Source organism: Rhodoferax sp. (genome assembly GCF_013297935.1).
Lineage (GTDB): Bacteria > Pseudomonadota > Gammaproteobacteria > Burkholderiales > Burkholderiaceae_C > Allorhodoferax.
Window position 1 is genome coordinate 199,542 of the sequence record NZ_JAAFIX010000001.1, and the last position, 17,796, is coordinate 217,337.

Annotated in this window: 20 protein-coding genes and 2 tRNA genes; 10 read left to right on the forward strand and 12 right to left on the reverse strand. The window is 58.3% G+C overall.

The features are described from left to right. Window position 1: 1 nt before the first annotated feature. A complete protein-coding gene (locus QZW03_RS00970) occupies window positions 2–742 on the reverse strand; it encodes a tetratricopeptide repeat protein (protein ID WP_296507502.1) in 741 nt (246 codons plus the stop codon). A gap of 113 nt (window positions 743–855) precedes the next feature. Here QZW03_RS00970 and QZW03_RS00975 point away from each other — a divergent pair, with 113 nt between their 5' ends. The 7 genes from QZW03_RS00975 (at window position 856) to hemP (ending at window position 6,340) form a co-directional block, all read left to right on the forward strand. Continuing rightward, window positions 856–1,071, forward strand: a complete 216-nt coding sequence (locus QZW03_RS00975) for a (2Fe-2S)-binding protein (RefSeq protein ID WP_296507504.1) — start codon at window positions 856–858, stop codon at window positions 1,069–1,071. A 127-nt stretch (window positions 1,072–1,198) separates the two neighbouring features. Beyond that, window positions 1,199–3,421 carry a TonB-dependent siderophore receptor gene (locus QZW03_RS00980; RefSeq protein WP_296507505.1) on the forward strand — a complete coding sequence of 741 codons (2,223 nt, stop codon included), beginning with the start codon at window positions 1,199–1,201 and terminating at the stop codon, window positions 3,419–3,421. A 30-nt stretch (window positions 3,422–3,451) separates the two neighbouring features. After that, on the forward strand, window positions 3,452–4,135 hold the full coding sequence (locus tag QZW03_RS00985; RefSeq protein WP_296507507.1) for a Fe2+-dependent dioxygenase: 684 nt from the start codon (window positions 3,452–3,454) through the stop codon (window positions 4,133–4,135). Window positions 4,136–4,170: 35 nt separating this feature from the next. Further along, window positions 4,171–4,896 (forward strand): energy transducer TonB, encoded by a 726-nt coding sequence (locus QZW03_RS00990; protein ID WP_296507509.1) that lies wholly within the window; start codon window positions 4,171–4,173, stop codon window positions 4,894–4,896. 39 nt (window positions 4,897–4,935) lie between these two features. Then, complete coding sequence (locus tag QZW03_RS00995; RefSeq protein ID WP_296507510.1) at window positions 4,936–5,655, forward strand: MotA/TolQ/ExbB proton channel family protein; 720 nt, start codon at window positions 4,936–4,938, stop codon at window positions 5,653–5,655. Window positions 5,656–5,675: 20 nt separating this feature from the next. Beyond that, complete coding sequence (locus QZW03_RS01000) at window positions 5,676–6,098, forward strand: biopolymer transporter ExbD (RefSeq protein WP_296507512.1); 423 nt, start codon at window positions 5,676–5,678, stop codon at window positions 6,096–6,098. A gap of 23 nt (window positions 6,099–6,121) precedes the next feature. Beyond that, on the forward strand, window positions 6,122–6,340 hold the full coding sequence (gene hemP, locus QZW03_RS01005; protein WP_296507514.1) for a hemin uptake protein HemP: 219 nt from the start codon (window positions 6,122–6,124) through the stop codon (window positions 6,338–6,340). A gap of 78 nt (window positions 6,341–6,418) precedes the next feature. On the opposite strand, the gene QZW03_RS01010 is transcribed toward hemP, so the two are convergent. Beyond that, complete coding sequence (locus QZW03_RS01010) at window positions 6,419–6,826, reverse strand: heme-binding protein (protein ID WP_296507515.1); 408 nt, start codon at window positions 6,824–6,826, stop codon at window positions 6,419–6,421. Window positions 6,827–7,035: 209 nt separating this feature from the next. Between QZW03_RS01010 and QZW03_RS01015 the strand changes: the two genes are divergently transcribed. After that, window positions 7,036–7,731 (forward strand): Bax inhibitor-1/YccA family protein, encoded by a 696-nt coding sequence (locus tag QZW03_RS01015; RefSeq protein WP_296507516.1) that lies wholly within the window; start codon window positions 7,036–7,038, stop codon window positions 7,729–7,731. 118 nt (window positions 7,732–7,849) lie between these two features. Continuing rightward, on the forward strand, window positions 7,850–8,224 hold the full coding sequence (locus QZW03_RS01020) for a hypothetical protein (protein WP_296507518.1): 375 nt from the start codon (window positions 7,850–7,852) through the stop codon (window positions 8,222–8,224). Between the two features lie 11 nt (window positions 8,225–8,235). Here QZW03_RS01020 and rlmD read toward each other — a convergent pair whose 3' ends face one another. From rlmD to surE, 5 genes are read right to left on the reverse strand one after another with little or no spacing between them, the layout of a single operon-like run. Continuing rightward, window positions 8,236–9,705, reverse strand: coding sequence for a 23S rRNA (uracil(1939)-C(5))-methyltransferase RlmD (gene rlmD, locus QZW03_RS01025; RefSeq protein ID WP_296507520.1), 1,470 nt, complete (start codon window positions 9,703–9,705; stop codon window positions 8,236–8,238). Between the two features lie 27 nt (window positions 9,706–9,732). Beyond that, window positions 9,733–10,767, reverse strand: a complete 1,035-nt coding sequence (locus QZW03_RS01030) for a sigma-70 family RNA polymerase sigma factor (protein ID WP_296507522.1) — start codon at window positions 10,765–10,767, stop codon at window positions 9,733–9,735. Window positions 10,768–10,772: 5 nt separating this feature from the next. Next, on the reverse strand, window positions 10,773–11,684 hold the full coding sequence (locus QZW03_RS01035) for a peptidoglycan DD-metalloendopeptidase family protein (protein WP_296507523.1): 912 nt from the start codon (window positions 11,682–11,684) through the stop codon (window positions 10,773–10,775). A gap of 14 nt (window positions 11,685–11,698) precedes the next feature. Next, the gene (locus QZW03_RS01040; RefSeq protein ID WP_296507525.1) at window positions 11,699–12,520 is read right to left on the reverse strand and encodes a protein-L-isoaspartate(D-aspartate) O-methyltransferase; all 822 of its coding nucleotides are present in this window, start codon (window positions 12,518–12,520) and stop codon (window positions 11,699–11,701) included. Beyond that, window positions 12,517–13,287, reverse strand: a complete 771-nt coding sequence (gene surE, locus QZW03_RS01045) for a 5'/3'-nucleotidase SurE (protein WP_296507526.1) — start codon at window positions 13,285–13,287, stop codon at window positions 12,517–12,519. The genes QZW03_RS01040 and surE overlap by 4 nt, the downstream gene beginning before the upstream one ends. A gap of 124 nt (window positions 13,288–13,411) precedes the next feature. Here surE and QZW03_RS01050 point away from each other — a divergent pair, with 124 nt between their 5' ends. Beyond that, entirely contained in the window at window positions 13,412–14,389 is a 978-nt protein-coding gene (locus tag QZW03_RS01050; protein ID WP_296507527.1) for an NADPH:quinone oxidoreductase family protein, read from the forward strand. Between the two features lie 127 nt (window positions 14,390–14,516). On the opposite strand, the gene QZW03_RS01055 is transcribed toward QZW03_RS01050, so the two are convergent. The 5 genes from QZW03_RS01055 to pgsA form a co-directional block, all read right to left on the reverse strand. Then, window positions 14,517–14,592: transfer RNA gene (locus QZW03_RS01055), tRNA-His, on the reverse strand. Between the two features lie 60 nt (window positions 14,593–14,652). Then, window positions 14,653–16,551: a SurA N-terminal domain-containing protein gene (locus QZW03_RS01060; protein ID WP_296507528.1), complete on the reverse strand. Its 1,899-nt coding sequence runs from the start codon at window positions 16,549–16,551 to the stop codon at window positions 14,653–14,655. Between the two features lie 64 nt (window positions 16,552–16,615). Beyond that, window positions 16,616–16,691, reverse strand: a tRNA-Val gene (locus QZW03_RS01065). A gap of 16 nt (window positions 16,692–16,707) precedes the next feature. Then, complete coding sequence (locus QZW03_RS01070) at window positions 16,708–16,980, reverse strand: HU family DNA-binding protein (protein WP_142810653.1); 273 nt, start codon at window positions 16,978–16,980, stop codon at window positions 16,708–16,710. A 235-nt stretch (window positions 16,981–17,215) separates the two neighbouring features. After that, on the reverse strand, window positions 17,216–17,791 hold the full coding sequence (gene pgsA / locus QZW03_RS01075; RefSeq protein ID WP_296507535.1) for a CDP-diacylglycerol--glycerol-3-phosphate 3-phosphatidyltransferase: 576 nt from the start codon (window positions 17,789–17,791) through the stop codon (window positions 17,216–17,218). Window positions 17,792–17,796: the final 5 nt, after the last annotated feature.

Sequence of the window (17,796 nt, forward strand, 5' to 3'; positions counted from 1 at the left end):
GCTAGGCGGCATTTTCTATCATTTTTTCGCCGAAGGCCCGTATCTCGGGGTAGTTGGACTGCATCAACTTCTCTCCAGCTTTGCGCTGGTAGGCCGGTGTCGCGGTCGCAGGCACTTTGTGAAGCCAGTGCAAGGCCGCTTGCAAGTCACCCCGCTGCGCCAGGAGCGTGGCGTAGTTGAATTGCCCGCGAAAGTCCCCGCCCAGCGCGCCGCCTTCAAACCAGACAAACGCCGCATCCAGGTCACGCGCCACCACCCTACCGTCTTCATAGAAGTAGCCGATCTTCGTTTTGGACTTGGCGTGCCCCCGCGCCGCAGCATGGCGGTACCACTCCAGGGCGGCCTCGTCGTCGCGGGCGACACCTTGGCCGGTGGCAAGCAGGTTGGCGTAGTTGTACATCGCAGCGTCCAGCCCCGAGTGGGCGGCCTGCCGGTACCAGTTGGCAGCGGCGAAAAAGTCGGCCTCACCACCCCAACCGTTTTCAAAACAACGACCGGCCATGTTCATACCCATCGGGTGCGCTTGCTGGGCTGCTTTCAGGAAATAGGACCGCGCGGCCTGTGCGTCCCGCGGCAACCCGTGCCCGTCGAGCCGCCACTGGCCGCAAATGGCTTGTGCATCGCCACTGCCGAGTTGCGCTGCGGCCTCCATCCAACGCGCTGCAGTTACCGGCTCCGCATGGACGAGTGCCTGCCAGTCCTGCGGCAACAGGGAGTCAAGAACGGCTTGAGTGGGTGACAAGTGAAGATCAGGAGCAGACATGGTAAACAAACGTAAATATTTTTAGCGACTATAAATGCAAATGCGACAACTTCTCATTTACAATCAATTTTTTCCTCAGCACCGGACTTCCCATGATTGTTTGTGTCTGCCACCGCGTATCCGACAAAGAAATTCACCTTCACGCCAGTGAAGGCAAGAGCTTTGAAGACATTCAGATCGATCTCGGTGTCGCCACTCAATGCGGCCGCTGCGAGGATTGCGCCCGTGATGTGGTGGAGCAGTGCCACGCCAACGCCACCATGGTGCACGGTGCCTGGAAAACCATCACGATGACACGCCACCTGTAAGTCGTTTTTTTCTACGCAAACAGGAATGCTTCTTGTTTGCTTATATCGTTAGCAAGCCACGTCCCATGCCGAACAAGCGGCGCGAGAAATAGCCAGCAAATTCATTTCACTGAACGTTGAGAGCGCTATGCCTACCACTCGCCCCTTCCCGGCCACCACCCCACTAGCGGCCACGCCTGTTACTCTGCTCCCGCTGGGCGCCATGCTGCTGGCCGGTTCTTTCTCTGCCGTAGCGCAAGAGGCCACGGCCGAACCCGTCAAGTCCCTCAAACCCGTCACGATCACCGAAAAGGCCGAAGAGGCTCAGGGCAAGGACTCGGTTCGCGCGACTTCGACCAGCATCGGCAAAGGCAAGCAGGAACTGCGCGACATTCCGCAGTCCATCACCGTGGTCACCGAGAAGCTGGTTGATGACCGCAATCTGGACACCCTCAAGGACGTGCTGCACAACACCGCAGGCGTAACGTTTCAAGCAGCTGAAGGCGGCGAAGAAGACATCCGCTTGCGCGGTTTTTCGCTTGCTACCTCGGGTGACATCTTCATTGACGGCATGCGGGACCCGGCGTTTTATGAGCGGGATACGTTCAACAACGACCGCATTGAGCTCTTGCGCGGATCCGCTTCTATGTTGTTCGGCCGCGGCTCCACCGGTGGAGCGGTGAATCAGGTCAACAAGTCACCCTATTTAGTGGACCAGAATGAAATCACCACGACCTTGGGTAGCTACAACTACGCCCGGGTTACCGGCGACTTCAACATCGTGACCGGTGAGAGTTCCGCACTGCGCCTCAACGCTATGACAACGAAGGCCGACAACAATGGCGCGGGAACCAAAATCGACAAACGCGGCGTCGCGGCGTCCTACCGGACCGGCATCGGCGAAAAAGACGAATTCCAAGTCGGACTCTTCAGCCTGCAAAACGACAACGGCGTGAACTACGGCATGCGCTGGATCAAGCCGACCTCGGCGTCCGCAACCAGCACCAGCACGATCAACGAGGCTATTAAGCCCTCGACCTACTACGGCCTGGACAGTGACTACAACAAGGGTAAGGCCGAATACCTCAATGCAAGTCACACCCATCGTTTCGATGACGACTCGGAGTTAAAAACCACCATTCGTCACGGCGTGTTCTCGCGTGACCAACGTGCCAGCACGATCAACTACGGCACCACCAATGGCGTAGCAACCGGCATCAACAATTTCTCGGATGCCACACTCATCACACGCGGTACGGTTCTGAAAATTCAGGACATGAACAGCACCTATGTTCAAAGTGACTACAACACGAAGTTTGAAGCGTTCGGCCTCCGCCATGAGGTACTGGCGGGCGTAGACCTGGCGCTTGAAGGCAAGCGGGTATTTGCCGGCACCGCCATTACCAAGGCCAGCACCGTGGCGACCAGCACGAGCGGAAGCGGCAGTGTGAATGAATCGTCCCGCGTTATCACGCTGTCCAACGCTTTCGCTGCGGACAACATCGGTGTGTACGCCCAGGACATGGTGCAAGTAGCTCCCGATTGGAAACTGCTGGGCGGCTTGCGCTTTGACCGCATGCGGGGCAACTATGCCACCTACAACACCGCCGGCCGTCAAACAGGTGCCTATGAACAGACGATCGGGGATTGGAGCCAGCGCGTCGGCGCACTTTACCAACCTAACGAGTTGAGCTCCTTCCACTTCTCGTGGGGGACTTCGTTCAACACCTCCGCCGATACCTACTCCTACAGCTCCACCAGCCAGAACACGCCGCCGGAGCAGAGCCGCAACGTCGAATTCGGGGCCAAGCTAGACAGCGCGGACCGGATGTACACCACCCGTTTCGCCATCTTCCAGTCGACCAAATTCAACGAGCGCAACACAGACCCGGACTCCGCCGCCACGCAAGCGCTGCTTTCAGGTCAGCGTCACACCACGGGATTGGAAATCGACGCATCCGGACGCATCACACCTCAGTGGGAAATCTACGGTTCCTACATGTGGATGCCTGATGCCATGATCGACAAATCCAATGCCACCACAGACGCCGCTAAGCAAGGTGCGCGCCCGGGCTTGACCCCGATTCACAGCGGTACCGTGTGGACCACCTACCAGTTCACACCCAAGACCCGACTGGGCGCCGGCATCAACTTCCGTAGCGAGCAAGCGCCCGCGACGAACCCCGGCTTCATGGCTCCCGGCTACGCCACGCTGGATCTGATGGGCGAATACAAGTTCGATGAAAAAGTGACCCTGAAAGTCAACGTGACTAATGCCTTGGACAAGTTGTACGCAGACTCTCTGTACACCAACTTCTATGTGCCGGGCTCCGGTCGCAACATCCAAGCCACTTTGAACTACAAGTTCTAACCCCTGTTTCACAACCTGTCGCCGACCGCCATGCTTTTGCACCTGCCCGATCTACTCACCTCTGACGAGGTGGCCCACGCCCAAAACTTGTTGAAAGAGGCACCGTGGGTGGATGGGCGCAAAGGCACTGGCGAGTTGGCCAAACAGGTCAAGAACAACGAGCAACTGGACCACGATGGCGACATCTCCCGCAGCATCCGCGAAATAGTGCTGCGGGGCTTGGATCGCAGCCCCACCTTCTTCTCTGCAGCCTTACCTAAAAAAGTGTTCCCACCCCGTGTGAACCGGTATGGCGGCGACAGCAACTTTTACGGCAACCACATTGACGGATCTGTGCGCTACATGCCCGGCAGCGGGCAGCGGCTGCGCACCGATGTGTCGTGCACGGTGTTTTTGAACAACCCTGACGATTACGACGGTGGCGAGCTGACCATTGCCGATACCTATGGCGAAAAAACCGTCAAGTTACCGGCCGGGCACGCGGTGCTCTACCCCGGCACCAGCCTGCACCAGGTCAAGCCAGTGACTCGCGGCCACCGCATTGCCTGCTTTTTCTGGGTCGAAAGCCTAGTGCGCAGCGATGAGCAACGCCGCATGCTCTATGAGCTCGATATGAACCTGCTCGCCATGCGCCGACGCCATGGAGACTCAGAAGAGACCACGGCCCTCACCGGCGTTTATCACAACATGCTCCGCATGTGGGCAGATACCTGAACCCTACGGACACCCCTTTGACAACTCCCTCAACGATGTCCTCACTTGCTTCGAACAACGCCGGATTCCTCCCCTCCATGGGGCGCAATACGACGGTCGTCATCAGCGTCATCGCTTTGCATGTCGCCGTACTCTGGGCCATGCAAACCGGCCTTTTGCGACGCGTCGCTGAAATAGTGGTGCCGGCAGAGATTCTGGTGGAAATCATGGCTCCCGCCTCCCCCCCGCCTGCGCCGCGCCCTACCCCCCAACCCAAAGCTCCGGCGAAGACCAGCGCCCCCAAGCAAGCCGCACCGGTGACACCGGCGCCCGTTGCCACACCGCAACCGGCCCCGACGCCATTGGCCATCGCACCGGCCGCCAATACGCCGGCCCCCACCGCGGCAGCGCCTGCGGCCGTGTCGGCCACCCCAAGTACGGCGAGCGGCAGCAGCAATGCACCGGCGGCGCCCCCAGCCCCGCCCGCCACGCCGCGGATCGAATTGCCCTCCAGTGATGCCGATTATTTGAACAACGCCAAGCCCGCCTTTCCGGCCCTGAGCAAGCGCCTCGGGGAACAAGGGCGGGTGGTGGTCAGGGTGTTTATTGATGTGGACGGGCAAGCGGGTCAGGCCAGCATCAAGCAAAGCAGCGGCTTTGACAGGCTGGACCAGGCATCGGTAGAGACCGCCTTGAAGTGGCGCTATGTGCCGGGCAAGCGCGCCGGTGTAGCGCAAGGCATGTGGTTTGACGTGCCCTTCAACTGGCAACTCACCCGTTAATTTTTCTCTTATCTCTTTCTTTTTTCCTCGGAGTCATTTATGGAATCGCAACTCGGCCTCATCACCCTCTGGAACCAAGGCGACTGGGTCACCAAATCGGTCGCAGTGCTCCTGCTGGGCATGTCATTGGCCTCCTGGATCGTGATCCTGATCAAGGCCATGGATATCGTGAAGTTCAAGTCCCTGGCCGGTCGCACAGAGACCTTCTGGCACAGCGCCGACTTTGAATCCGGCATCGCCTCCCTCGGCCAGCAAGCTGACAGCCCGTTTGTGCAACTGGCTCGCTCCGGCCAAGAAGCCACCACCCACCACCGCAATACCCAGACCCAGCTGCACGATGCACTGGACATCAGCGACTGGATCAGCCGCTCCCTGCGCAACAGCATTGACGACAGCACTGCGCGCTTTCAAAGCGGTTTGGCGGTGTTGGCCTCTGTGGGCTCCACCGCGCCGTTTGTGGGGCTCTTCGGCACTGTTTGGGGCATCTACCACGCGCTGATGGGCATTGGTGCCTCCGGCCAGGCCACCATCGACAAGGTGGCAGGCCCTATCGGCGAAGCCCTGATCATGACCGCGCTGGGATTGGCCGTGGCCATTCCCGCCGTGCTGGGCTACAACGCACTGGTGCGGGGTAACAAGTCCATCCTGACCAAGCTCAACCGTTTTGCCCACGACTTGCACGCCTACTTTGTAACCGGCGCCCGTGTGACCCACGTGCAAAGCGGTGACAGCAAAGTCGTTGCCATGAAAAAAGCCTGAGCCGCACAAGGAACTGAACCATGTCATTCGGAATGCAAGACGCCGCCGGTGATGGCGACACCGAAGTGATGAACGAGATCAACATGACGCCCCTGGTCGACGTGATGCTGGTGCTACTCATCATCTTCATCATCACCGTGCCGGTCATGAAGCATGCGGTCAACGTAGAGCTCCCCACCGCCACCAGCCAACCGCAGCAAGTCAAACCCGAAACCTTGCAGCTCAGCGTGGATGCACAGGGCGGTTACTTCTTAAACCAAAACCCCGTGGCCGCCGAAGCACTCAGCAGCCAACTGCAGGCAGAAGCCGCCAAGGAGCCCCAGCCGGAGCTGCATATCCGTGGCGACAAGGCGGTGCGCTACGAGTTTGTGGCACAGGCCATGGCGTCTGCCCAGCAAGCGGGATTGCGCAAAATCGGCTTCATTTCCGAGCCTGCGCGTTAAGCGCGCGCACCGTGACCTGACCTATGCAAGCTCCGAACATAGTGCCCGGAACCTTGGCGCCCATGCCCGGCTCGATCGGGCTGGGCAATGGCCAAGCGGCCACGCCGGCTGTGGCGGTGAACGCCCGGGTGTTGAAAGCCAGCACGCTGTTAGGCGAGCGCCAGAGCGTGGACATTGAATACAAGGGCCAGCGCTACCGCCTGCAAACCACCAAGGCCGGCAAGCTGATTCTGACCAAATAGCCGTTTAGATACAAAAATAGCTCCTAGCCCACGTAGAACGTGCGCCAAGAGCTATTTTTTTGATAGCAGTGCGGTGCTTTACAGGCCGATGGCTGCAATGCCAGCCTTGGCAATCTGCGCATCCTCATTGGATTTGACGCCGCTCACCCCCACCGCGCCCAAGCACTGGCCGTCCTTCATGATCGGCACGCCACCTTCCAGCAATGCGTCGAGGTTGGGCGCACTCAGGAAAGACACCCGTCCGCCATTGATCATGTCTTCATAGACCTTGCTTTCGCGACGGCCCAATGCGGCTGTGCGCGCCTTGCCGGGGGCAATGTGCGAAGAGATGGGGGCAGCACCGTCCAGGCGCTGGAAAGACAAGAGGTGACCACCATCGTCCACGATGGCAATGCTCACCGCCCAGCTGTTTTTAGCAGCCTCGGCCTGTGCAGCAGCGGCAATGGCAGCAACGTCGGAAAATTCAAGAACGGCTTTGGTTTTCATGGAATGTGCTCGTGGGCTGAGTAAAAACTCTGAGCATAACCAAACTAGGGCGCTGTTTACTGCTGTCTGCCGGAGATCTGCCCCACCCAATTTCACTGCAATAGGCACACAAGCCGTGGGGATGGGAGGCCGAAGCCCTAGAATGTTTTCACTGTTCTTTAAGGCTGCACATTGGTGTGGCCCGGGAAGACACACAACGGAGCTACATCATGACCGATCGCACTACTACCTTTGGCCAGAGCCTGGGCTATGGCGCATCAAGCGCGCAACGCAATAAAGTGCTGCGCAACACCTATTGGCTGCTCTCGCTGAGCATGCTCCCTACCGTTTTGGGCGCCTGGGTCGGCGTGGCGTTCAATCTGGCGCCTGTTTTCAGCGGCATTTTGGGCTTCGTGCTGTTTATGGCAGTGGCCTTCGGTTTCATTTTTGCGATTGAAAAAACCAAGAACTCTGCGGCAGGTGTTCCAGTCCTGCTGGGTTTCACCTTTTTCATGGGTCTGATGATGTCGCCCCTGATCCAGCGCACGCTGGGTTTTAGCAACGGACCTCAGCTCATCATGACGGCCTTTGCAGGTACCGCCGGCGTGTTCTTTGCGATGGCCAGCTTGGCAACCGTCATCAAGCGCGACCTGAGCGGCATGGGCAAGTGGCTTTTTGTAGGCACGATCGTGCTGCTGGTGGGTGGGCTGGTGAACGCCTTTGTGGGCTCCACAGCGGGCATGATGGCGCTGTCGGTAGCCGCCATCGGTATTTTCAGCTTCTGGATGCTGTATGACGTGAAGCGCATCGTAGACGGTGGCGAAACCAACTACATCACCGCGACCCTGAGCCTGTACCTGAACATCATCAACGTGTTCCAAAACTTGCTGGCACTGCTCGGTATCTTCGGCGGCGAGCGCGACTAAGCGCTACTCCAGGAAGACGGCAGCGAACTGCCTATCAAAAAAAGGCCCTCCGGGGCCTTTTTTATTGTCAACTTAAAACTCTGGCTGCCGATAACCCTAGTAGCACTTCATCCGCCCTATGACACTACGCCCTCTCCTGTTGCTCTCTGCCATGCTGCTCTCGGGTTGTGATCTGCAATCCATCCAGGCAGCCATGGCCGATCCGAAGATCGCCCAGCGCGAGGCCGAAGCCAAAGCCATCGGTAGTGCCTGCAGGCACGGCCTGCGCAGCATTGAAGACTGCTATTCGCTCAACGAAAAGGCATCCAAATCCGCCATCTTCAATGGCTGGAAAGAGATGGACCTTTACATGCGTGAGAACAAAATCGAGGGCGTGGCGCCTCAGGGCCTGAAGCCCCCTCCTCCTCCACCACCTCCGCCATCGGCAGATGAGATGGTCACAGAGAAGGAAGAGGGCACCAAGGCCAAGCCCAAAGCAAAAGCGGAGCACTAGGCTCCGCTTTTTTAGTCCTTAAGCTCGAACACCGCAATGCTCTCCACGTGGGCCGTATGGGGGAACATATTCACCACCCCGGCCTTGGTACAGGTGTAGCCTGCTTCGTTGACCAGTACACCCGCGTCCCGTGCGAGGGTGGATGGCGCACAACTCACGTACACAATCCGCTTCGGTGGTGTCCAGCCTTTGCGTAGCTCGGGTTGGACATGCAGCGCTGCGAGCGCCTGCACGAGTGCGTAAGCGCCTTCACGCGGAGGGTCAATCAGCCACTTGTCTGCAGAACCGTCTGCAATCAGCAGGTCAGGCGTCATCTCAAACAGGTTGCGCGCTACAAATTCTGTAGCTGCCAGCGCAGACTCTGCGGGCACTGCAGCCGCTTTGCGCTGTGCATTGAAAACAAGGTTCTCACGCGAACGGGCCACGAGGGCTTCTGCGCCTTCAATCCCCAGCACTTCGCGCGCCTGGGTAGCCAGCGGCAGAGTGAAGTTGCCCAGACCGCAGAACCAGTCAATCACCCGCTCCGTCTTTTGCACCTGCAACAGCCCCAATGCGCGAGATACCAGCACCCGGTTGATATGCGGGTTGACTTGCGTGAAATCGGTGGGCCGGAAGGGCATGGTGATGCCGAAGTCGGGCAAGCTGTAGGCCAGCTCGCCGGTCTCGTGGCCGGGTAGTTCGTCGAGGCGATGAATGGTTTCCGGGCCCTTGGGCTGCAGCCACCATTGCAGGCCGGCTTGCGTCGCAGCAAACGACCGCAGGCGGCCTTTGTCAGCCTCCGACAAGGGCTCCATGTGCCGCAGTACCAACGCTATCACGCCGGCCTGGTTGTCCTGCTGGTCACTGATGTCCCCCATGGCCAATTCCAGCTGCGGAATGGTCTCCACCGCGTCCATGGACTCAATCAACTGGCGCAGTGGCATCAACATGGCGCTCACCCGCGGTGCCAACACGTGGCACACCTTCATGTCGGCCACATAGCGGCTCTTGCGCTCATGAAAACCGATCAGGACCGCGCCTTTTTTGCGGACAAAGCGCACCGACAAACGCCCCCGGTAACGGTAGCCCCATGAGGGCCCTTCGATCGGGCGGACCACGTTATCAGGCTTGAGCTTGCCGATGTGGTGCAGGTTGTCTTCCAGCACCCGCTGCTTAACCGCCACTTGGGCGCCCACGTGCAGGTGCTGCATCTTGCAGCCCCCGCAAGCGCCTTCATGCAAGCCGAAATGCGGACATGCCGGTTGCACCCGCTGCGAGGACTCGGTGTGGATTTCGGTGAGCGTGCCCTTTTCAAAGCTGGCTTTGCTGCGGTGCATCTGGGCACTGACCACCTCAAATGGAAGCGCACCCTCAATAAACACCACTTTGCCGTCAGGCCGGTGCGCCACACCCTGGGCTTCGAGGTCAAGAGATTTCACGGCCAGCCACCCGTCGGGCAGCTGCGGCGTTGCTACGATTTCGTTGTTGTTTGCGTCTGTCATGCCTGAATTGTCTCAGGTCAGACCGCCTCACATCAAAAACTCCGCTTTGATTCCGCGGCGAGCCAGGTGCCGCTTCAGTTTGAAAAGTGCTTCGTTCTGGATCTGCCGGACGCGCTCACGCGTCAGACCCAGCCGGGCACTGAGGGTTTCGAGCGTCTCTGCATCTCGGTCGTCCAGACCGAAACGCGCTTCCAGTATTTCTTGCTCACGGGCATTCAAGGTAGCCAGCCATTGATGGAGCAAGGCGTCGACCTCATGGGCCAACGCGCTGGAATCCGGCGACACGGAATGCGTGTCCGCCAGCTTGTCGCCCAAGGTAGCTTGATCCCCGCCTGCATCAGACTGTGCGTCCAAGGAGCGCGGCGCCTCAGCCAGGGCCAGCAGGTCGGCAACATCCGCGGCATCCCGTCCCAGGAGATGGGCAATGTCGTCCACCCGGATTCCCTCCGGCCGCTGCGCCGCAAGCAGTCCATCGTTTTCAAGCAGTCGCCGGGCCCGAAGCACTTGCTGCACTTCGCGCACCACATTCACAGGCAGGCGGACTGCCCGCCCCTGGTAAATCAAAGCCCGGTCCACCGCCTGCCGGATCCACCATGTTGCATAGGTGGAGAACCGGAAACCCCGTTCCGGCTCAAACTTGTCGATGGCATGCATCAGGCCCAGGTTGCCCTCTTCAATCAGGTCGGCCAGTGGCACCCCGCGTCCGGCATAACTCTTGGCAATGCTGATGACCAGCCGCAGGTTGTGCTCGATCATGCTCTGCCGCGCAGCAAAGTCCCCGGCGCGGGCCCGGGTTGCGGCATCCAGTTCTTCTGCTGCGGTAAACAAGGGGGTTCGCCTGACTCCCCGCAAATAGACAGCCAAGGCATCAGGCCCCAAGCCGGACTCATCGGCCTCGGCCAAGAGCTCACGCGGGCCGGGCGGAGCTGTATCCGCTATAAAATCAGGAGCTACCTGCGCAATATCTACGGGGGCTAGAGGCCGATTTACCTCATTTTCCCACTCACCACACTCACGACCGACTTGCGGGTCATCGTGAGCGGGGGCGGGATCGTCAGGCATACGGGCTACCGTGCTGGCAGGTACTTGACAGGGTCCACCGGCTTGCCCTGGCGGCGTACCTCGAAGTGCAGCTTGACGCGGTCTGCATCACTGCTGCCCATCTCCGCAATTTTTTGGCCCTTCTTGACGGTTTGGTCTTCTTTCACCAGCAGGGTCTGGTTATGGGCGTAGGCGGTGAGATAGGTATTGTTGTGCTTCAAGATGATCAGATTGCCATAGCCTCGCAGGCCGGCACCGGCGTAAACCACCTTGCCTTCGCCTGCCGCCAACACAGGGTCACCGGCATTGCCACCAATGTCCAAGCCCTTGTTTTTGACTTCATCGAAACCCGCCAACACGGCACCATTGCCCGGCCAGATCCAAGCGACCGCGTCATCGGTGGCGCTTGCGGGAGTGACCGCTGCGACGGCCGGGGCACTGGCCGCTGCGGAAGCCGCTTTGGCCGGTGCGGGTGCACTGGCCGCCGCCGTGGCCGATGCGGGCTTGGCAGGTGCGCTGGCTGCAGCAGGTGGCAAAGGCGTCACGGTCGCGGTACTCGCAACCACAGGCTTGGTTCCCGCCGCTTCCACTACCGCAAGCGGCTGAACAATTCGCAGCACTTGTCCCACTTCAATTTTGTTGGGGTTGTCCAAGGCATTCCAGCGGGCAATGTCTTTGTGGCTCTGCCCGCTCTCCAGCCCGATGCGGATCAAGGTGTCGCCGGGCTTGACCGTGTAGTAGCCGGGTTTGCCGGCATTCTCAAAACCCGGAGGCTGCTTGACCGCCTGGGTCCGCGGGTCTGTGCTGACAGTTTGCTGAGGCGCCTGGTTGGAACGATCTTCCACCGGTGCCCGGGTAATCGGCTTTGAGCCACACCCGGCAAGCACCACCAGCGCAGCACCCGCTACGCCAAAACACACACTACGCAAACCGACCATATTGAATTTTCCCTTCAGGCAACGCCCGATTTTAGGGGTACAAAATGTACCGCCTCCAGAATGCTCTGGCGCAAGCCTTGGGGAGTTTTGTCCACGACCAGCAAAGCCTGTCCCCCGGCATGAACCACAGGCGCCACTAGTCGGCCCCCCATGGCCAGCTGATCCACCCAGGCTTGCGGCAAAGCGTCGCCACCAGCGGCAGAAATGATGCCCGAATACGGCCCGCCTTTCGCATAGCCGGCCATGCCATCACCAAACAGCAAGTGCACATTGGGCAGGAGCAGAGGCCTCAGGTTGTCGCGGGCTTTGTCATGCAAGCCCCGCAGTCGCTCAATGCTGTACACCTCGGTGGCCACGCAACTCAACACCGCGGCCTGATAGCCGCAACCCGTGCCGATCTCCAGGACCCGTCCCATGGGACCACTCACCCCGTTGCGCAATAGCTCGATCATGCGCGATACCACGCCGGGCTTAGAAATAGTTTGCCCCAGGCCGATGGGTAGACTGGTGTCTTCGTAGGCTTGGTTGACCAATGCACTGTCCACAAACCGGTGCCGCTCGATCGAACCCATGGCCGACAGGACCAAGGGATCCGTTACCCCCTGCCCTGCCAGTTTTTGCACCATGCGCTGCCTGACCGCCAACGAATCCATGCCCAGGCCCTGGGGCCTGGGGATACCAGGCACGGGACTCTTTCCAGTCTGGAGTTTCAGTGAAACTGCCGCAGCCCCTGCCGGTGCACGGGCGCCTAACGCCACCGCGGAGCCTGAAGGATGAGGGCGGGTTTGAGCGAGCGTCGTATCCAGACGCGCGGGAAAAGAGGGCCGGTCTTTCATACCGGCGCTGCGGCACTCAATCTGTTTATGGATTGAGCCCAATACCCCAAATTGTCATGGTCCGTCAGATCGACTTTGAGTGGCGTGACCGACACATGGCCCTGTGCTGTGGCGTGAAAATCCGTGCCATCCGCATCGTCTTTCACCGGACCGGCCGCACCAATCCAAAACATGGTTTCGCCGCGCGGGCTTTGTTGCTTGATCACCTTTTCCGCCGCATGACGCTTGCCCAGACGGCACAGTTTGGCAACACCAATGTCTTCAAACGGCAGGTTGGGAATATTGACATTGAGCAGCCATGGTGCCGTGGTGATCATGTGTTGTTGCTGCATGGCAAGCACCATGTCGCGGGCTTTTTGGGCTGCGGACTGCAGGTGAACCCAATCACGCTCGACCTGAGAAAACGCAACAGCTGGAATCCCGAACAAAAACCCTTCCATGGCCGCACCCACCGTGCCGGAGTAGATGGTGTCATCACCCATGTTGGCGCCGTTATTGATGCCGGACACCACCAGATCAGGCCGGTAGTCCAGAAGACCCGTCAACGCGATGTGAACACAATCTGCCGGCGTGCCATTGACGTAGCGAAACCCATTGACGGCCTGATGCACATACAGGGGGGAATGCAACGTCAGCGCATTGGATTTCGCGCTGTTGTTTTGCTCGGGCGCAATGACTTCGACCTCCGCAACATCTTTGAGCGCCTCATAGAGAGCCACGATACCTGGAGCCTGATAACCGTCGTCGTTGGAAATGAGAATTTTCATAGCGGAAAGTAGTGTTGAGGCATTGTAGGTCGCAGGGCTGGCCGGGGTCGCCGTCAGGACAATCCGCGCGGCTGCCTTCTACCGTGAGCCCTATGATTTGGATGCTCATTTTTGGAGAAGCACCATGCATGCCTGGCTATGTGAAAACCCGACCGGCGTTGACGCCTTAACCTGGACGGAAATGCCCACCCCGACACCGGGAGATGGCGAAGTTCTTTTGGAAATTCACGCGGCCAGTCTGAATTTTCCGGACCTGTTGATCGTTCAGAACAAATACCAAATGAAACCGGCGCTCCCTTTTGTGCCCGGTTCCGAGTACGCGGGAACCGTGGTGGCTGTGGGTGACGGCGTCAGCCATTTGAAACCGGGACAGGCCGTCGCCTGTCTGAGCGGCACCGGCGGGTTCGGAACCCACACTATTGCTCCCGCCGCACTGTGCATGCCCCTACCCAAGGGGTTTCCGATGGTGGATGCGGCAGCATTCATCATGACCTACGCGACCTCACACCATGCGTTAATTGATCGGGCACAGCTAAAGGCCGGTGAAACGGTGCTGGTCCTCGGGGCCGCAGGAGGGGTGGGAACCGCCGCCATTCAAGTTGCCAAAGCCATGGGGGCCAAGGTGATAGCGGCAGCCTCTAGCGCAGAAAAATGCGACCTCTGCACCCGCACGGGTGCCGATGCGACGGTGAACTACAGCACCGAAAACCTGCGCGAGGCCGTCAAAGCACTGACCGGAGGGCGCGGACCCGACGTCGTCTACGACCCTGTCGGTGGCGATCTGGCTGAGCCAGCCTTCCGCTCCATTGCATGGCGCGGCCGCTACCTGGTGGTGGGTTTTGCGGCCGGCCCCATCCCTGCACTTCCCTGGAATCTTGCACTGCTGAAGGGCGCCTCCCTTGTCGGCGTTTTCTGGGGCGACTTTGCAAAAAAAGAACCAGCGAAAAACGCCGCCATGATGCAAGAACTTGCCACTTGGTATTTGCAGGGAAAAATTAAGCCAGTCATCGACCGGACTATGCCAATGGCAGACGCCAAGGCAGCTTATGCCCACATGGGTTCGCGCAAGGTGATGGGCAAACTGGTTTTGGTGAATACCTGAAGACTTGAAGGCCTGACGGGTTAATCCGGCGAGGGAAGTTTGTAGAAACGCCTTCGCACCGGTTCCCGAATAGAGGAATCAACAAAGCAAAAAGCCCGCTAACTTTCGCTAGCGGGCTTTTTTATTTTGGGGTGGCTGATGGGGCTCGAACCCACGACAACAGGAATCACAATCCTGGACTCTACCAACTGAGCTACAGCCACCGTAGAGCTAAATTATAACCCGAAAAAAAGTCCTTTTTCCCGAGTGCGCCCAGATTCGATTCAGGGTGCGGCAACCTTCATTTGGACCTTAAAGCGCTGCTTCAGGCTCTCGTAATAGGCCGTGCTCTCCGCTGCGGCAACCCATTGAGAGTACTGCGCTTGCTCTTGTTTTGCCTTTGCTTCTTCTACCGCCGCGCGTTGCATGACCTTGTTGACGCGAACCACCGCGTAACCCTGAGTACCCAGGTCAGCGCCGACCACAACAGGCAGCTTAGAGGGGTTCGCACGCAGTGCAGCATCTACTACAGAACCTAGTTGACCCTGGGGAGCATCACGGGACACGGTAATCGCAGCCGAAAAATTCCCAGCAGTGGGGTTGCTCTGCGCAGCGGCCAGCTTATCAGCGCCTTCTTTTTTAGCCTGCTCCAAAGCACGACTTGCAATCAAGCGCTCACGAACCAGCGGCTTGACCTCTGCGAGGGTCAGCGCTCGGGCCGGGTTGTAGGAAACCACGCGCGCCGATACCAGTTGGTTCGCACCCAACTCCAAAGCCTCTGTGTTGCGCTTTTTCTCCAGAGAATCTGCATTAAAAATAGCTTCAAGCAAACGGCTGTTGGCCAGAGGTCCGGTGGCACCAGGTTGCGCCTGACGCTGAACGTTGTTTGCAGTCTTGACTTCCAACTTCAAACGTTCTGCTACCGGCTTCAGACTGTCTGATTGCTCGTAGACGCCGTTGGTGAATGATTCAGCGGCTTCAGCGAATTTGCGCTGCGCCAACTGGGCGCGCAGTTCGGGCTCGAAACTAGCTTTTGCTTCATCAAAAGTCGGTTGCTTCGCACCTTTGATATCTACCAATTTGATGATGTGGAAGCCAAAGTCGGACTCCACCACTTCGCTAATTTCTCCCTTTTTCAATGCAAATGCAGCATCTTCAAAAGGCTTCACCATGGCACCGCGGCCAAAGTAGTCGAGGTCTCCGCCGCGAACAGCAGAACCCGCGTCTTGGGAGTTCTTCTTGGCGAGCTCTGCAAAAGAATCAGGGGCTTTGCGTGCTTGCGCAAGCAAGGCAGTCGCACGCTCTTTCGCCTTGGCACGGTCCGCCGCCGCCATGTCCTTGGGTGCATTGATCAGAATGTGGCTGGCACGGCGCTCTTCCTTCCCACTCAAGCGGCTTGCATTTTGCTCAAAGTAGGCGCGCAAATCAGCCTCGCTTACCACGACTGTCTTTTTCAGCGCCTCAAGATCCAGCACCAAGTACTCGATGTTGGCAGTTTCCACTGATTGGAACTGCGCCGTGTTGGCTTGAAAATAAGCCTCCAGGTCTGCGTCAGAAGGATTCAACTTGGCAAGGTAATCTGCCGGATTGAAGCGCAACACCTGGATTTCCCGGCGCTCGAAAAACGCATTCAGTGCAATATCGGACAAGGCCTTGGGTGAGAACGCAGTCGAAGAGACTGCAGATTCAACTTGCATCAAAGACAAGTCACGGCGTACGCGGGCCTCAAAGCCCTCGGGCGTGAGGCCTTGGCTAGCCGCTAGTTGACGGTAGCGCTCCATATCCAGGGTGCCATCGGCTTTGCGCAAGCCGGCAATCGTCGGGTTTTGCTGCAACTCGCGCGCCAGACGTGCATTGCTCATTGTCAAATGGGCTGACTCCACCGCCTCCGCCATTACCTTGTCACGCACCAGACGCTCCAGCGTAGCGTAACGGGCTTCGGGGGAATCCAAGAGCTTTGGATCCAAATTAGGCACCGAAGAGCGCAAACGATCCGACTCATTCTTGTGCGCAAAATCCCACTCTTCGCGTGTGATCTTGACGTTGCCAACGGTCGCGACCGTCTCGCCCTGCCCTGCCATGCTCTTGTAGCCATCAACACCCACCAACACGAAGGCGGGAATGATCAGCAAGAACATCAAGAACATCAACACCTTGGTGTGCTTGCGAACAAAATCAAACATGCGCTAACTCTCCATTTGAACAACAAAAAAGGCGAACAATTTGTTCGCCTTTGCTGGGTAGGGGTGGTGGGTGATGACGGGCTCGAACCGCCGACATTCTGCGTGTAAGGCAGACGCTCTACCAACTGAGCTAATCACCCTCCCGATAACCGGATTTCAGTTCAGGGCATCTTTCAATGCTTTGCCTGGACGGAACTTTGGAACCTTGGCGGCTTTGATTTTAATCGCATCGCCGGTGCGAGGATTGCGACCTGTACGTGCAGCGCGCTTGCCCACTGCAAATGTACCAAAACCTACGAGCGACACTGTACCGCCTTTTTTCAGGGTGGTCTTCACTGCGCCGATAGTGGATTCCAAAGCGCGTGTAGCAGCAGCCTTAGAAATATCTGCGTGCTTGGCAATGTGCTCGATCAATTCTGTTTTGTTCACAAGGGCCCCTTAATCGGAAACGGAGTTAGACAATGTCTCTTCAAATTTCTGGTGGGTCGTATCTGCACACATCCGCTCTGCGGGAGGCTACGAACCACGCTTTGTGCATCTGTTTTCAAACAGTGCGGAGGCAAATTCTAGACCGAAATCAAGGCCCTTCTCGCCGATGCTTAATTTTTTTATTGTGCGTAATTGTCAGTGGACTGAAAGGTGAATCTGAGGCAGTTAGCAGCATTCACTGTGCACGTGCACGAATTTCAGGAATCGCTTTTTGCAGGTAGTACACCATCGACCAGACTGTCAAAACAGCAGCAATCCAGATCAACCACACTCCGCAGAGATGGGTGTCAATCACCCCGAACAACATGCCATCGAATAGCAGAAACGGAATAGCCACCATCTGGACCACCGTCTTGAGTTTGCCGATCATGTGGACCGCGACACTCTTGCTCGCGCCAATCTGGGCCATCCATTCGCGCAGGGCGGAGATAGCGATTTCCCGCCCGATGATGATCAGCGCCACGAATACATCTGCCCGCTGCAAATGCACCAGCACCAGGACACAGGCGCAGACTAAAAACTTATCCGCCACCGGATCCAAAAAAGCACCAAATGAAGAGGCCTGATTAAGCTTGCGCGCCAGATAACCATCAAGCCAATCGGTCGCCGCGAACAACACGAACATGACGGTCGCAACGAGATTTTTATCGTAATCGCTGGCCATGCTACCGGGCAGGTAGAACACGCCCACAATGAGGGGAATCGCGAAAATCCGCGCCCAGGTCATGATGGTGGGGATGGTGGTAAACATGTCAG

What these genes read in the sequence shown, in the direction of transcription:
- QZW03_RS00975 (WP_296507504.1), top strand. Translation starts at nt 856, where the DNA reads ATGATTGTTTGTGTCTGCCACCGCGTATCCGACAAAGAAATTCACCTT.
- QZW03_RS00980 (WP_296507505.1), top strand. Translation starts at nt 1,199, where the DNA reads ATGCCTACCACTCGCCCCTTCCCGGCCACCACCCCACTAGCGGCCACG.
- QZW03_RS00985 (WP_296507507.1), top strand. Translation starts at nt 3,452, where the DNA reads ATGCTTTTGCACCTGCCCGATCTACTCACCTCTGACGAGGTGGCCCAC.
- QZW03_RS00990 (WP_296507509.1), top strand. Translation starts at nt 4,171, where the DNA reads ATGTCCTCACTTGCTTCGAACAACGCCGGATTCCTCCCCTCCATGGGG.
- QZW03_RS00995 (WP_296507510.1), top strand. Translation starts at nt 4,936, where the DNA reads ATGGAATCGCAACTCGGCCTCATCACCCTCTGGAACCAAGGCGACTGG.
- QZW03_RS01000 (WP_296507512.1), top strand. Translation starts at nt 5,676, where the DNA reads ATGTCATTCGGAATGCAAGACGCCGCCGGTGATGGCGACACCGAAGTG.
- hemP (WP_296507514.1), top strand. Translation starts at nt 6,122, where the DNA reads ATGCAAGCTCCGAACATAGTGCCCGGAACCTTGGCGCCCATGCCCGGC.
- QZW03_RS01010 (WP_296507515.1), bottom strand. Translation starts at nt 6,826, where the DNA reads ATGAAAACCAAAGCCGTTCTTGAATTTTCCGACGTTGCTGCCATTGCC.
- QZW03_RS01015 (WP_296507516.1), top strand. Translation starts at nt 7,036, where the DNA reads ATGACCGATCGCACTACTACCTTTGGCCAGAGCCTGGGCTATGGCGCA.
- QZW03_RS01020 (WP_296507518.1), top strand. Translation starts at nt 7,850, where the DNA reads ATGACACTACGCCCTCTCCTGTTGCTCTCTGCCATGCTGCTCTCGGGT.
- rlmD (WP_296507520.1), bottom strand. Translation starts at nt 9,705, where the DNA reads ATGACAGACGCAAACAACAACGAAATCGTAGCAACGCCGCAGCTGCCC.
- QZW03_RS01030 (WP_296507522.1), bottom strand. Translation starts at nt 10,767, where the DNA reads ATGCCTGACGATCCCGCCCCCGCTCACGATGACCCGCAAGTCGGTCGT.
- QZW03_RS01035 (WP_296507523.1), bottom strand. Translation starts at nt 11,684, where the DNA reads ATGGTCGGTTTGCGTAGTGTGTGTTTTGGCGTAGCGGGTGCTGCGCTG.
- QZW03_RS01040 (WP_296507525.1), bottom strand. Translation starts at nt 12,520, where the DNA reads ATGAAAGACCGGCCCTCTTTTCCCGCGCGTCTGGATACGACGCTCGCT.
- surE (WP_296507526.1), bottom strand. Translation starts at nt 13,287, where the DNA reads ATGAAAATTCTCATTTCCAACGACGACGGTTATCAGGCTCCAGGTATC.
- QZW03_RS01050 (WP_296507527.1), top strand. Translation starts at nt 13,412, where the DNA reads ATGCATGCCTGGCTATGTGAAAACCCGACCGGCGTTGACGCCTTAACC.
- QZW03_RS01060 (WP_296507528.1), bottom strand. Translation starts at nt 16,551, where the DNA reads ATGTTTGATTTTGTTCGCAAGCACACCAAGGTGTTGATGTTCTTGATG.
- pgsA (WP_296507535.1), bottom strand. Translation starts at nt 17,791, where the DNA reads ATGTTTACCACCATCCCCACCATCATGACCTGGGCGCGGATTTTCGCG.